This window comes from Pedobacter hiemivivus, from assembly GCF_004331685.1.
Taxonomy (GTDB): domain Bacteria; phylum Bacteroidota; class Bacteroidia; order Sphingobacteriales; family Sphingobacteriaceae; genus Pedobacter; species Pedobacter hiemivivus.
This window is the reverse complement of sequence record NZ_SJSM01000001.1, coordinates 557,410-571,396: the sequence shown is the minus strand read 5'-3', so window position 1 is coordinate 571,396 and position 13,987 is coordinate 557,410. Positions and strand designations below refer to the sequence as shown.

General features: G+C 41.2%; 8 protein-coding genes. 7 read left to right on the top strand and 1 reads right to left on the bottom strand.

The window, feature by feature from the left end; translation table 11 throughout:
* The first annotated feature begins 15 nt into the window (after nt 1–15).
* Genes EZ444_RS02120 through EZ444_RS02090 form a run of 7 tightly spaced genes read left to right on the top strand, consistent with a single transcriptional unit; the run spans nt 16 to nt 13,155 of the window.
* Nucleotides 16–3,147: a SusC/RagA family TonB-linked outer membrane protein gene (locus EZ444_RS02120; RefSeq protein ID WP_165503497.1), complete on the top strand. Its 3,132-nt coding sequence runs from the start codon at nt 16–18 to the stop codon at nt 3,145–3,147.
* Between the two features lie 22 nt (nt 3,148–3,169).
* On the top strand, nt 3,170–4,678 hold the full coding sequence (locus tag EZ444_RS02115; protein WP_131606751.1) for a RagB/SusD family nutrient uptake outer membrane protein: 1,509 nt from the start codon (nt 3,170–3,172) through the stop codon (nt 4,676–4,678).
* A gap of 19 nt (nt 4,679–4,697) precedes the next feature.
* Nucleotides 4,698–5,438 (top strand): fasciclin domain-containing protein, encoded by a 741-nt coding sequence (locus EZ444_RS02110; RefSeq protein ID WP_131606749.1) that lies wholly within the window; start codon nt 4,698–4,700, stop codon nt 5,436–5,438.
* 48 nt (nt 5,439–5,486) lie between these two features.
* Nucleotides 5,487–7,133, top strand: a complete 1,647-nt coding sequence (locus tag EZ444_RS02105) for a DUF5008 domain-containing protein (RefSeq protein WP_131606747.1) — start codon at nt 5,487–5,489, stop codon at nt 7,131–7,133.
* Between the two features lie 29 nt (nt 7,134–7,162).
* Entirely contained in the window at nt 7,163–8,926 is a 1,764-nt protein-coding gene (locus tag EZ444_RS02100) for a LamG-like jellyroll fold domain-containing protein (protein WP_131606746.1), read from the top strand.
* A 23-nt stretch (nt 8,927–8,949) separates the two neighbouring features.
* The gene (locus EZ444_RS02095) at nt 8,950–10,419 is read left to right on the top strand and encodes a DUF5013 domain-containing protein (protein ID WP_131606744.1); all 1,470 of its coding nucleotides are present in this window, start codon (nt 8,950–8,952) and stop codon (nt 10,417–10,419) included.
* 36 nt (nt 10,420–10,455) lie between these two features.
* A complete protein-coding gene (locus tag EZ444_RS02090) occupies nt 10,456–13,155 on the top strand; it encodes a glycoside hydrolase family 2 protein (protein ID WP_131606742.1) in 2,700 nt (899 codons plus the stop codon).
* Here the strand turns inward: EZ444_RS02090 and EZ444_RS02085 are convergent.
* Complete coding sequence (locus tag EZ444_RS02085) at nt 13,133–13,975, bottom strand: AraC family transcriptional regulator (RefSeq protein ID WP_131606740.1); 843 nt, start codon at nt 13,973–13,975, stop codon at nt 13,133–13,135. The genes EZ444_RS02090 and EZ444_RS02085 overlap by 23 nt on opposite strands.
* Nucleotides 13,976–13,987 lie beyond the last annotated feature (12 nt).

Below are 13,987 nucleotides of genomic sequence, written 5' to 3'. Positions count from 1 at the left end.
AGGAATCCAGTAAATATGAAAAATAGAATATTGAAATTGCTGTTGATGTTAGTAATGGTGCATTCAGGTATTTACGCACAAAACAAACCAGTCAGAATAAGAGGCTTGGTTACAGAGCGGTCTACCGGTGCGGTAATTCCAGGGGTAAGTATTATTGTGAACAATAAAGCCGTTGGACAATCAAGCAACCAGGGTACCTATTCCATTTCCGTGCCGGAAGGTTCTGAGATCAAATTTCGGATTGTTGGTTATGAGGAGGTTACAGGCAAGGTTAAGCCTGGATCTGATGAACTAAACATACAGATGACCGAGAAAACGTCAGCGCTGCAGGAAACCATTATTAGGGGATATGTATCAACCAGCAGGGAAACCGATGCCGGGTCGTCTAAAAAACTTGATGGTAAGAACATTCAGGACGTGCCGGTTGCAAATATTGAGTCTTTGTTACAGGGACAAATTGCAGGATTAAATGTTCAGGTAAATACAGGTGCTCCGGGGTACCGGGGAACAGTATTGATCAGAGGTGTATCCAATATTGATGTAGTGGGGAATGGAGAAGATTCTTTTTTAAATCCAACTTCGCCTTTGTATGTAATTGACGGGATACCAATAGATGCAGAGAGCGAAGCTGCGGATAACGGATTCAATTCATTAGGGCCGGGTATTAGCCCACTTTCGATGATTGCTCCTGAAGATGTCGCCAGTATTGAGGTTCTTAAAGATGCGCAGGCAACTTCACTGTATGGCTCCAGAGGAGCATATGGTGTGATATTGATCACCACACGGCAGGGAAATTCTTCCATACCCAGATTGCGCTATTCTTCAAATTTCTTCATAAGTACCCCGCCGAAACTCAGGTCAACCTTAGGTGGGGCCGCTGAGCGGGAGTTTAAAATCGGGCAGATACTAAAGTATGGTACGGTGAATGATATAATTAACAGACTATCAGATTCCTATTACTTATCGGATAGTTTGAGTACCTATTATAACAACTCCACCGATTGGCAGAAAGTATTCTATGGGCCGCAGTTTAATCAACAGCATAATCTTGCTATTGAGGGTGGAGTTAAAGAGTTTATCTATAAAACGAATTTAGGTTTATATAATGAAAAAGGGATCCTTGCCAATACAGGTTTCAACAGGTACACACTGAATTCCAGCTTTACTTATAAACCAAGTGCTAAGTTTTCTGTATATGCCAATATCTTCGGGGGCATTGGTATAAAAAATAAGGGCAGTGGGGTTGGACTACTTCAGAATGGCATTGCCAGAAACACTTCGGCATCTTCCTTATTGCCGCCGCCATCATTATACAGTGCTTCGTCAGATGTCATAGGTGCCTTACAGGTGCAAAATGACAACAGCTCCAAGAACCTAAGGACAAGTTTTCAGGTGAATTACCAACCTACCAAAAAAATAAATTTGAGCACTACCGGAAGTTATGATACAACAACGGGAACGGAAGACAGTTTTACACCTGCGGCTGCAAACGGAGAATATGCGAAAGCTTATGCTTATCATGACTCAAAATATACGGTATACAATCGAAATAATATTTCCTACAATACCTCTTTTAAAAAGAGTCACGAACTTTCAATATCCGCCTTCAATGAGGTTTATATTAAAAGCTTCCAGTCTTACGCTGCTGAGCAGACCAGACTGCCGGTGAATTCATACATTGGGCCGATTGGTTATAGCGGAGATTTTGTTACAGGCTCGTCGAGAGGGGGCGGTATGCTTCAGCTTACCAAATCCAGACTGGTGTCTTTTGCTGGTTCTATTGTTTATAATTATAAGAGAAAATATGTATTCAACGGTTCATACCGATTTGATGCAAGTTCCTTTAGTGGAGAGGAAGATCCTTATTCTAAAAACCCTTCCGTTGGTTTAAGGTACAATTTCAGTAAGGAAAAGATCTTTGATGGAGCAAGTAAATGGTTAGAGTATGCTTCTCTTAAAGCAAGCTGGGGTAAAAGTATTTCTCCAACAGGAAATGTTTTTGCTGTGAACGGAACATATGAGAACAAAGGGACTTATAATGGCTTGCCAATTACAGGATTAAAATATGATTTTATTCCAAATCCGGCATTGGGAGCCGCAACAAGAAGTACCTATAATTTTGGTCTAGAAGGTGGTCTGTTTAAGGGACGTATCAGTTTTTCTTTTGACGCGTATTCTAGTCAAATGGATCAGCAAACACGTGAACTACAGTTGAATACAATTATTGGTTACAATAAGGTATTGAGTAACGAGGTCGGATTAACCAATTTTGGGTACGAGGGAGATATCACCATCCAGGTATTGCCACCTAAAAGCAAATTAAGGTGGGTTACAAAGCTTAATGGATCCATGAATACTACTTATCTGACAAAATTACCTGGCGGGGTAAGTCAGATCGTTCAGGGAAATACTGTGTTTTCGGTTGGAAAAAATCCTTTCTCTTATTATTTCTTTAAAAATAATGGCGTATATGCCAGTGACACTGATGTACCGATAAATCCAAAAACCGGTTTGCGAATACGAAATGGGAATAATGCAAATGCTTATTTCCAGGGAGGGGATCCAATCATCCAAGATTTGGATGGGGATTACGTGATTACGGATAAAGACCGTGTTGCCATGGGGAATTCTCAGCCTACTTTTACCGGAGGGTTCATCAATAGTTTTGGATATGGCAACTGGTCTCTTAACATAAATTGCTCTTTTACCATCGATCGTGATGTCATTAATGCCGCAGATGCCTCCCGGTTGAGGATGGCTGGCGACCCTTTTGGTACACAGGCTGTTTTACCAATAGACAATCTCAATTATTGGAAAAAACCAGGTGATCGCGCAAAGTATCCGGATGCGTTGAACTACACCAGGGCTGAACTGATATCGCCATTTAGAACTAATCAATCCCTTTTTATGGAAGACGGTTCCTATTTTAAAGTTAATAACATGACGCTTGGCTATGTATTTAACAGGCAGCTGGTGCAATCACTGTCCATTAAATCTTTAAGGGTATTTACAACGATCAACAACGTAATTACTTTCTCTAACTATTCAGGTTCAAATCCAGAAAATGTATCCAATACAGGTTATGATAATTCTGGGGGATATCCAATGGCGAGAACTTACAGTCTGGGACTGAACGTGGAGTTTTAGGTTTACTTTTAAAATTATACTTATGAAAAAATATATAATATGCCTGTCAGTAGCAATGATTTTTACGAGTTTATCAGGCTGCAAAAAGTTTCTGGATGTAGAATCTATCACTGCGCTTAGTGGTAATAAATTCTGGTCTACGCAGGCTGATGTTGAGTCTTTTACGAATAATTTATATGCCCAGCTCTGGGCCAAGTTTTCAAGCGCTCCGTTTATCTCCTCAACAGGGGAATTGCGGTCGGGTGAAATATTGCCTTCAGTTGATGGTAATTATAACAGTAACAATACAACATCAAGGGTGGTATACCGGTCTTTTGGTATAAACGATCTTAAAACTGTATTGGTTTCGGGACGAGCCTGGACCAATCTCAATTTTGCTTCCATTACACGTTGGCTTGAGTTTTACCAGGTCATCCAGGGAAGTAATATCATGTATGATAAGGTAGATAGAGGTATTCCGGGGATGTCGGACATTGATACAAAGCGGTATAAGGCAGAAGCGGTTTTTATCCGTTGTTTTACCTATTTCTATATGGTTAGGTTGTTCGGAGATGTAGCTTACTATACAGATGCTTATCATTCTGACCCTATAGGCAGGGAGAACTTTGTTTCGGTATTAAATAAATGTATTGCTGAATTAGCAGCCTCCAGGAATGATCTTCCATGGAAGTATGAAGATGCGGCCTTTAATGGTTTTAGGGCTAACAAGGGAGCTGCTATAGATTTATTGATGAATATGAACATGTGGAATGCAGGGTTCGATCAGGCTAACAAGCAAAATTATTACGCAACAACGCAGTTATTAGGACAGGAAATTGTCACCAGTAATGCTTATAGCCTGGTGCCACTTTCCAGATTGCCAACGGTGATGGAAGGCGGTACAGAAGAAGGGTTATTTGCCTTTAAGCAGGGTGTTGATTTCGGAACACCAAACAAAAACGCTTTTCCAGGCGAGATATTGGTTGCCTACCCTCAAAAAGGTAATACAGCTGCAAATGGTACTTATAGCAACGCTTATTTTCGGTCTTCTTATATCAACAAAATATATAATCTGGATGAGGATGACCGTCTGGCTTCATGGTTTGTGAATCCGACTGCAAACGATGGGATCTTCAGTATGAAAAAATTTGCGGGATCCTTATCCTCTACAGGTTTTCCGGATTGGGCAATTGTGATGTTCAGATATGCGGATGCTGTTTTATTAAGGGCAGAAGCAGCTGCGGAACTAGGAATGGATCAGGAGGCGGTAGATATGCTTAACCTGGTGCGTGATCGTGCAGGGGCGACCTTGTTTGAAATTGGCAGTGCGGAGAATCTTAAAGACGCAATTTTTAGAGAAAGACAGAGAGAGTTCATAGGAGAAGGTTACAGTTTTTTTGATCTGGTAAGAACCCGAAAAATTACGGATGGTAACTGGACGAGTAATCCACTCACTCTTGCCCAGTTTAATGAAGGCGCCTGGACCTGGCCGATTGACGCTTCCGCACTTACAAGGAATCCGTTTATGACCCTGAATTCCTATTGGTTATAATTAAAATAAAGAATAAAAGATGAGAAAATATATGAATTCCGGACGCCTGCAATTGGCTTTATTGGCATTTACTATACTGATTTTTGCTGCATGCGGAAAAGATACCTACTATCAGGACGGTGGAAAGGAAAACGCAAAATTTGACGGCACCATTCTTCAGTATCTGGAGTCTAATCCACGGTACTTTGATACCCTGGTTACGGTCATCAAGTTGGCTGGAATGGAAAAAGAGTTTAACAATGATCAGTTCACTTTTTTTGCGCCTGTTGACAACTCATTCCGCGGGCTGATCAAAACACTCAATACAGTCTTGTATGCAACAGGGAAGGACACTGTGGTAAACCTTAATGATATCCCTGATGCAATATGGCAGAAATATGTTTCGGTATATATGTTTAAGGGGCTTAAAAAAGTAAACGATTACCCGCAGATTGATTTGAACGCTCGGGGTTTGTACCCCGGGCAAAATTATAAGTCCTTAGGGGATGTGGTTTTTAATATTGGTGCCATTTACGATAATGCAGGGAATGTGAGCGGTACAGGAAGTGAGAACTCACAGGGTGTAAAATATGCGGGATACCGCCATCTATGTATCTCATTTATTCCCAATACTGCTGATCCGCTGGCAAACTGGAATACTGTACTGGTGTCATCTTCGGATATTCAACCCAATAACGGAGTTGTGCATGTGCTTAAAGCAAGCCATACTTTTAGTTTTGATGCCACAAATTTTATCCAGGATGTCCTGTTATCCAGGTAGTATAGCTGGTCATAAATAATAAAAATACGCTGATTAAATATTTAGAATATGAAATATACATACCTATTGTTTGTTGCCTTCTGCCTGTTGTTTTTCTGGGGATGCAAGGAGGATAAGACGCTTTCTGAAAATCCTTACAATGGAGGGGCTAAGCCCCTGGGGATCGGTTTTAATGCCGTTATTCCACCTGTTCCAATCGACGGTAGTTCAGGAACGACAGTTACGTTTACCGCATCTGGCTTATTAAAGTATAAAGGAGCTATTTCTTTTTCTTTTAATGGAGAGGAAGCAGAAATTATTGATATTCAGGATAATGCTATCGTTGTCAAAGTGCCCGCTATGGCAAGCTCCGGGGCCGTTTCAATTATGGTTGAAGATCAGGTTTTTTATGGTCCTCAATTTAAGGTATTGGGTAAAGTCATGATCGATCCATTTTATAAAGCGATTAACGGTGCCAATAATTTGGTGAGGTCTTATCTTAAACTGGATGATGGAAGATACATTCTTACTGGAAGCTTTAGCGATTATAATGGCCAGGCCAATGAGGCTTCACCGATCAGACGGATTGTGCTGACCTCGGCCAGCGGGGAACTTGACCGTTCCTTAAGATTTGGTTCTGGTGCAGATGATCAGATCAATTCAGTAATTCAATCTCCTAATAAACAAAATTTTTATGTAGGTGGACGCTTTAGTAGTTACGACAGGATGAACAGGTTCATTAGTAACATTACAAGGACAACAGTTAATGGTACAGCTGATTCCATTCGGGTGAACACTTACAGTACTCCCTTCAATGGTAAACAGATTACAGTACCGGCTTTTTCAGGTGGCATAAGTGGTTCGGTACTTAAGCTTTTTAATTCGGGAAACCAGTTGATTGCAGTAGGTAACTTCAGTCATTATGTAAAACGTAACTACACTAATGGAAGGACTATTGTAATTACTAATCCGCTTACTCAGGAGCAGTTTTTTGTTTACAAAGACAGCATCACTACAGACAGTATTTCAATGAAACAACTGATCCGTTTTAATCCGGACGGTACGCTTGACAAATCGTTTCATTTTAATGCCGCCACCGGCAGAAGCTATGAAGGAGGTAATGGCTCCATTAACGCAGCCTTTCAGCAGGCAGATGGTAAGATCATTCTGGTCGGTTCATTCAGTAGGTTTAATGAGCTGCCCTCGGGGAGGATTGTAAGGGTAAATCCTGACGGAACGCTAGATAATACCTTTAATGTAGGAACAGGGGCCAATGCGTCAATCAGTAGCATTACCTATAATGAAATTTCTAAAAAATTCCTCATCACAGGCACCTTTGGAACCTTCAACAACTTGCCGGCAAAAGGTTTGGCCATGCTCAATCAGGATGGGTCTCTTGATGCTAATTTTGTAGCTAAGGATTTCGCCAACGGTTATCCTTCTTATGCCAAACAGATATCAAATGGCATGATTATCATTAGCGGAGGATTTAAAAAATACAGCAATGTTAAACGTTCAGGCTTTATTATACTGACTGAAACCGGGCTGTTGGCTCCCGGATACAATACCGCCGGTGATTTTTCGGGGAGCATATATGACATTATTGAAGGCAAAAATGCAGAAAATAAAACCTCATTGATTTTACTCGGCAGTATTTCCAAGTTTGACGGAAAACCCATTAATAATATCACTTGTATTTCTTTTACAGAAGAATAATTGCAGATCAAATTACAAATAAAGATCACATGAGAAACAAAATTGTATTATTCCTAGCCGTTTGCATCACACTAGGACTGCTTGGCAGCTGTCAGGATAAATTTAAAAGACTTTTACCTGAAAAGGATTACGTAGATGCACCAAATGTAAATGCTGGCGCACAGAAGGTTTTATATGTTATTGTGGATGGCGCACGAGGACTTTCTGTTAAAGATGCGCCGGCGCCAAACATAAAAGCTTTAACACAGAAAGCAACTTATTCCTGGACGTCATTAAGTGATGAACTTTATAATGATGCCAGTTCCTGGGCGGATATGCTTACCGGTGTTGGGAAAGATAAACATGGGGTATATAATGAGACCCTGATAGGCAGTAATTTAAGCAAGTACCCGACCATTATTACCAGGATTAAGTCGGCAAGACCAGAGACCAGGATCAGTTCTTTTTCTGCATCAGATGTTTTTAAAGAAAAGCTTGCAACAGGAGCAGATGTCCGTCAGTCATTTTCTACTGATGCTGCCGTTAAATCTGCTGTCGTTACAGAACTTAGCCAACAGGAAGTGGGTATTGTAATAGCCGAATTTGGTGGTGTCAACGTCGCTGGAAAAACTTATGGCTACGATTTATCATTTCCTGAATATAAAACCGCCATCACCAGTTTTGATAGCTATGTGGGAGAAATGGTAGCGGCTTTAAAAGCAAGACCAACCTATAATGCTGAAAACTGGCTGATTGTTGTCACCTCTAGCAGGGGCGGGGCATTTGATATCGTTCCGGCTGACGGAACTGTTTTCAGTAACGCTCAAATCAATACATTTACGATTTTCTCAAGTCCAAAATACAATCTGAAATATATAGATAAACCTTATACCGGTAATCGCTATGATGGTACCTTCCTCAAGTTTGGTGGTATTCAGGATGATGCGATAAGTGCCCGGGTAGCTGATCCTGTTGCTAATGATCAGATTTTTAATTTTGGGGATACCGCCCAGTTCACTATTGAGTTAAAAGTTAAGAAAATCAACAGGGGTACAACTGCTCAGCCTAATTATGACTATTCCTATCCAGCTATTCTTTCCAAAAGAGCATCTAATACTGATAATAGTAGTATAGGATGGACAATTTCTTTGGATGGGAAGAGCTGGGCTATTAATTTCGGAAAGCCTTCTGCTGCTAATTTTTCTGTTAGAGGTCGCGATATTAACGATGGGAATTGGCATACACTAGGTGTTGTTGTTGAAAATAGAGATCTTAAAAGGTATATCAAAACATTTACAGATGGTGTATTTAACGGTGAATCTATGTTACCTGATGGCTGGGGCCCAATAGATCTGCCGGTTGGTACTGATTTGCCAAATTTATTAACACTGGGTTATATTCCTGGACGTATAAACACCGGCCAGACCTTTAATGGCTTTATCAGCGATGTGAGGATTTGGCGTAAAGCATTGACTAATGAAATCCTTACAAGATTTGCCTGTGATACTTATGTGCTGAAGTCACACCCCAATTTCAAAAGCTTAGCAGGTTACTGGCCATGTACAGAAAGTGCTGGTAATCAGTTGCACGACAATAGCGGGACGTTGGCACATTTTAGTGTCGAAAAAGGTAATGATCCCATCATTAATCCGCTATGGGTCTTCAATTCCAGTTTAATTTGCCCGGTTTCTGCGACTAATCTTGCCAGCACGGTTCCTGCTTCCAGGGATGCAGCAACACAGATTTTAAGCTGGATGTCTATCCTACCGAAGGAGACCTGGAAGTTAGATGGAAGAGTATGGCTTAATCAGTAGTTTGATCTCAAAAAATAAAAGATATGAAAACTAAGTATATAATTATGTTTGTGTTGATCTTCATTCTAAGTGCATGTAAGGATGATATCTTTCCCAATAAAGAGTTCCCAGCGGTAACAACGGGATTTGATTATAAGGATGGCCGTCTGGAGGTCCGTAAATCCATTGTACAGAGAGTCGGAGCCTATATGGATGTTCCTGTAGATATTTCACTTGACGGACCAGCCCCTGCCTATTTTACGATGAACATTACTGCAAATGCAGATACTGTAAATACATTAATCGCAAATGGTGGTCTATTGAATACGGTAGCCTTACCAGCGCAGTCTTTCTCCTACCCAGCAAACACCGAGCTACATTATGGTCGGAACAGTTCAAGGATTTATGTGCGGTTTTATGTGCCAGACCTTGAGATTTACTATGGCCGAAATGTAGCAGTTGCGCTTAAATTATCTAATCCCACAAAAAATAATGAAATAGCCCCTTCTAAAAAGACTATAATTCTTGTGCTCAATACGAATGAACTAATAGATCAGAGCGACCTTCGTTTGATCAGGTTTGAAAACGGTGGGGAAAGAATGGTAATTACGCCAACGTCTGGGAGCAATATTACTCAGGATGCCACTTACTTTAACATTCCTTTAAATGCCAGGCTTATGGGGGCTGTTGGCCAGGATGTTTCTGTAAAAGTATTGTCTAATCAGGATACAGTTCAAAAACTACTGTTAGCAGGTGTACTTCCAGAAAATACTGTAATGTTAGAAAGTTCGAATTATTCTTTGCCTTCAGACCCTATAAAGATTTTACAAGCAGAGGGGGGGAAGGGAACATTTAATTTAAGAATTAATACCAGGGATATGGCAAGGTACTTTGGTAAAAATATTGCCATTGGTCTAAAGTTGAGCGATCCCACCAGGTATCAGCTAGATCCTCTTGATAAGTCGCTGGTAATTATCATCAACACTACGGTATTGAAAGACTTGGGCGGTGTTCTAAAAAATTCATTGCGACCATATACTGTTGTTCAATCTACTGACAGATGGGGTACACCGGTAGATTGGATCGTTAACGATGCTACGAAGGTACATACTGTTGCTGGGGTAAAATACGGGGGACACGATAAAACAAACACTTGTTTAGTTATTGGAGGAGCCACTGGCAGCCCTGTTGTTACAAATGGGAAGGTTTACCAAACCATTACGCTGCCGGCAGGAAGCTACCAATACACCACAAATGCAAAAGATGTAATAAATCCTAATAACGGAGTGTTTTATTTTGTGGTGAACGTGGGTGATGGGCTGCCTAATACAGTAGATGTACCCAATTCTGCACTTGCTTTTACACGACCAACCAAAAATGATCATACGCTAACAGCAAGCTTTACACTAAATACACCCACAAAGGTTTCTATTGGGTTTGTTGCCAGTTCTACAAATGGGAATTTCCTGGTAACAGTTAGAAAGATTGATCTTTTTAATACTACTGTTTATTAAACAATGAAATGGAAAAAATATAATCAAATCTTAAACATGAAATTAAAAAATCTGATCATCCTTCTTTTTAGCATTTCATCCCTGGGATATGCCCAAAAAGTAACACTTAGTGATAGATCCGCTCCGCTATCTGTTTTTCTTCGTTCGGGAACTGTTATGGATGGATCCAGTCAGTGGAAAATGAAGAAAGTTACTGAGGTGAGGGAGAATGAAATGAAAATATCGGCAGTTAATTATAGTGCTGCTGATTGGATGCCTGCAACTGTACCTGGAACTGTTTTAAGTAGCTTGGTTGCAAATAAGATTTATCCGGATCCATATTTCGGTGATAACAACAGAAAAGAGCGCAAATTGATTCCTGATTTGAATGATGAGGGGGTCGAATTTTATCATTACTGGTTTAGGACAGCGTTCATTATTCCAAAAAGTTTTGCTGGCAAAAGGCTGTGGCTAAAGTTTCACGGAATCAATTATCGTTGTGAAATCTGGATGAATGGAAAGAAACTTGGGAATATGGCTGGCATGTTCAATGCACAGCAGTTTGACGTTAGTGAATTTGCAAACAGGCAGGGTAAAAATGTATTGGCTGTTAAGGTGAAACCAGTAGATATTCCAGGATCTAGTCATAATTCAAAAAAAAACAGGACTGGAGCAATTGGGGAGAATTTTAATGGTGGAGATGGTGAAATTGGCAGAAATGTGACGATGCTGATGTCGGTTGGATGGGACTTTACCAGTCCAGATGGGATCAGGGATCGGAATACGGGGATATGGAAGGATGTAGAGTTGTTTGCTACCGGTGATGTTTTGTTAGCGCATCCTTTCGTGATGACTAAGTTGCCATTGCCAGATACGACTTCAAGCAAGGAAACTGTAAAAGTAGAGCTTTATAACGCCGCTGCTGCCGCTCGTTCGGGTGTGCTGTCTTGTTCGATTAAAGAGGCTGGGGTTGATTTTCAAAAGCAGGTATCGCTGAAAGCGGGCGAAAGAAAGACTATGACCTTAACGCCGGAGGAATTCAGCCAGCTAAAAATTTCAAAACCAAGATTATGGTGGCCGTTAAATAAGGGAAAACAGGAATTGTATACACTTGATCTGAAATTTACTATTGGGGGCAAGGAGAGCAGTAGTGTGACCAGCCGCTTTGGTATCCGGGAAATCACCACGGATCAAAATACCCCTGATCAGTCACGCAGGTTTCTTGTAAACGGGCACCCTGTATTTATTCGGGGCTCTAACTGGGTGCCGGAGGCAATGTTAAGGAATTCTGAACAGCGTACCTATGCCGAATTGCGGTATACCCGACAGGCTGGTATTAATTTCCTGAGACTTTGGGGTGGTGGAATTGCCGAATCAGATTATTTTTATCGGCTTTGTGATGAGATGGGGATTATGGTATGGACTGAGTTCTGGATTACCGGCGATACTCGTTTTCCGACAGATACGGCACTATATTTTAAAAACATGACGAATACGGTAAAAAGGGTTCGAAATCATGCTTCATCTGCTTTTTACGTTTCTGCCAATGAATCTACCGAAATCAAGGGAGCGCGGGAGCTGATCTATGCACTAGATCCAACTAAAGGGTATCAGCCACAATCTGAATGCTGCGGGGTGCATGATGGAAGCCCGTATAAATATGAAAACCCAATGCAGTACTTTGAAAATACAGCTTCAAAAAGAGGAAGCCGGGTAGATGGGTTTAACCCTGAATATGGAGCCCCGATTTTGCCGGTCCTTTCTTCGCTGAAAGACATGATGCCGCAAAAAGAGCTTTGGCCAATCAGCACTGCTGTATGGAATTACATGGATGGGGGAGGTTTCCATCAAATGACCACAAAGTATAGGGAAGCAGTGGAACAGTTTGGCCGTTCTTCGTCAATTGAGGATTTTGCGAGGAAAGCGCAATTTGTCGGGGCAATGAACTACCGGGCACTCTGGGAGGTCTGGAATTACAATAAATTCCAATATGGCGATCGCTTTGCTTCTGGATTATTGTTCTGGTATCACAATAGCCCGTTGCCACAAACCTCAAGTAGGTTTTACGATTGGTTCCTGGAGCCGACTGCCGGACTTTATTATTCCCAGAATGGGTTGGCACCGTTGCACCCGCAATATGATTACATCAAAAATACGGTTTCCGTATATAATGATTACAGGCAGTCATTTAAAGGATATAAAATTATTGCAATGGTTTATAATTTCGAAAGTAAGATGGTATCGAAGCTTGATAAAATTGTAGACATCCCTGCTGACGGATTGGTTAAGGATGCTTTAAAAATTAGCTTTCCGGAGGATATTTCGCAGATACATTTTATCAAACTTGTTTTAGAAGATGCTCGTGGAAAGCAAATCGCTGATGCTTTTTACTGGAGGTCAAATGATAAATATAAAGGGGCCTGGACCATAACGGGGCCAGCTGTATCAGGATTTCAGGATATTAATAAATTGAATAAAACAAAACTTAGCCTAAAAACCAGTCAGAAAACTTTTCCGGGGAAAACAGTGGCAACAGTGCTTGTTGAAAATGAAGGGAATTCTCTTTCTTTCTTTACACAACTCAGGCTAACAGATGGTAGTGGGAAAAGTATCAGACCTGCATTTTATAGTGATAATTTCTTCAATCTTCTACCAGGTGAAAAAAAGGAGATAACGATTGAAATTCCATCCTATGTGCTAAAAGGTAATCGTTTTTCAATTGGTATAGATGCTTTTAATGCGGATTCGCCAAAATAGCCTGGCGGTATCCCGTTAAACTCATGCCCTTCTGCTTCTTAAAGAACTTGTTTAGGTGACTGCCATCGGCAAAGCCGAATTCATCAGCCAGTTCATTGATCCGCAGGTCGCTGTACTTTAACCGCCATTCGATCAGCCGGATCCTGTAGCTGGTAATGAACTGCTGGACGGTTTCTCCGCAAGCTTTTTTGAAATAGACACCCAGGTAAGCCTGGGAAATCCCAAAAGCCTGACTTATTGCGGCCGCAGTCAGCTGATCTGGCCTAAAAATATGGCGCTCAATGTGGTTGATGATCTGGAGGATGCGCTTGTCTGTGTTGGTACGGACATTTTCAGGTCTTATCTTTGAAATGTTCCTTGCCGCAATCACAATCAGCGCGTTCACCAGGTTCATGTCCAGATCCTGCTGGTAAACACCCCCAAGCTTCATTCCAAACAGCAACGATTCGACAATCATTTCAACGAGGCGGCTGTCGTCTTTGCAACGCATTACACAACCCGACAGGTGGGTGGCATAGAAGAGCAGACATTCCAGGTGGTGAATGCTTTTCCATGGGTAGCTGCGAATGTAACTGTCGCTAAACCGGATCAATAGGAACTCTGTTACTTCGCTTATCTCGAAAGTATGTCGGTCGTTGGGCGTGATCAGTAACAGATTCCCGTCACGATAAGCCATACGGTTGCCGTTGATGCAGACTGTGCCTTTACCAGAAATCAGGTATACCATTTCAAAGAAACTATACTGTTTGTCGCCCAAGGGGCAGTGATCGGTTTTGAGATATTCCAGCTCCACCTGCTGGTGCATATTTTGTTTGACCATAATGCAAACATA

Coding starts and splice junctions, on each gene's coding strand:
- EZ444_RS02100 (WP_131606746.1), top strand. CDS start 7,163: ATGAGAAACAAAATTGTATTATTCCTAGCCGTTTGCATCACACTAGGA.
- EZ444_RS02105 (WP_131606747.1), top strand. CDS start 5,487: ATGAAATATACATACCTATTGTTTGTTGCCTTCTGCCTGTTGTTTTTC.
- EZ444_RS02090 (WP_131606742.1), top strand. CDS start 10,456: ATGAAATTAAAAAATCTGATCATCCTTCTTTTTAGCATTTCATCCCTG.
- EZ444_RS02115 (WP_131606751.1), top strand. CDS start 3,170: ATGAAAAAATATATAATATGCCTGTCAGTAGCAATGATTTTTACGAGT.
- EZ444_RS02085 (WP_131606740.1), bottom strand. CDS start 13,975: ATGGTCAAACAAAATATGCACCAGCAGGTGGAGCTGGAATATCTCAAA.
- EZ444_RS02120 (WP_165503497.1), top strand. CDS start 16: ATGAAAAATAGAATATTGAAATTGCTGTTGATGTTAGTAATGGTGCAT.
- EZ444_RS02110 (WP_131606749.1), top strand. CDS start 4,698: ATGAGAAAATATATGAATTCCGGACGCCTGCAATTGGCTTTATTGGCA.
- EZ444_RS02095 (WP_131606744.1), top strand. CDS start 8,950: ATGAAAACTAAGTATATAATTATGTTTGTGTTGATCTTCATTCTAAGT.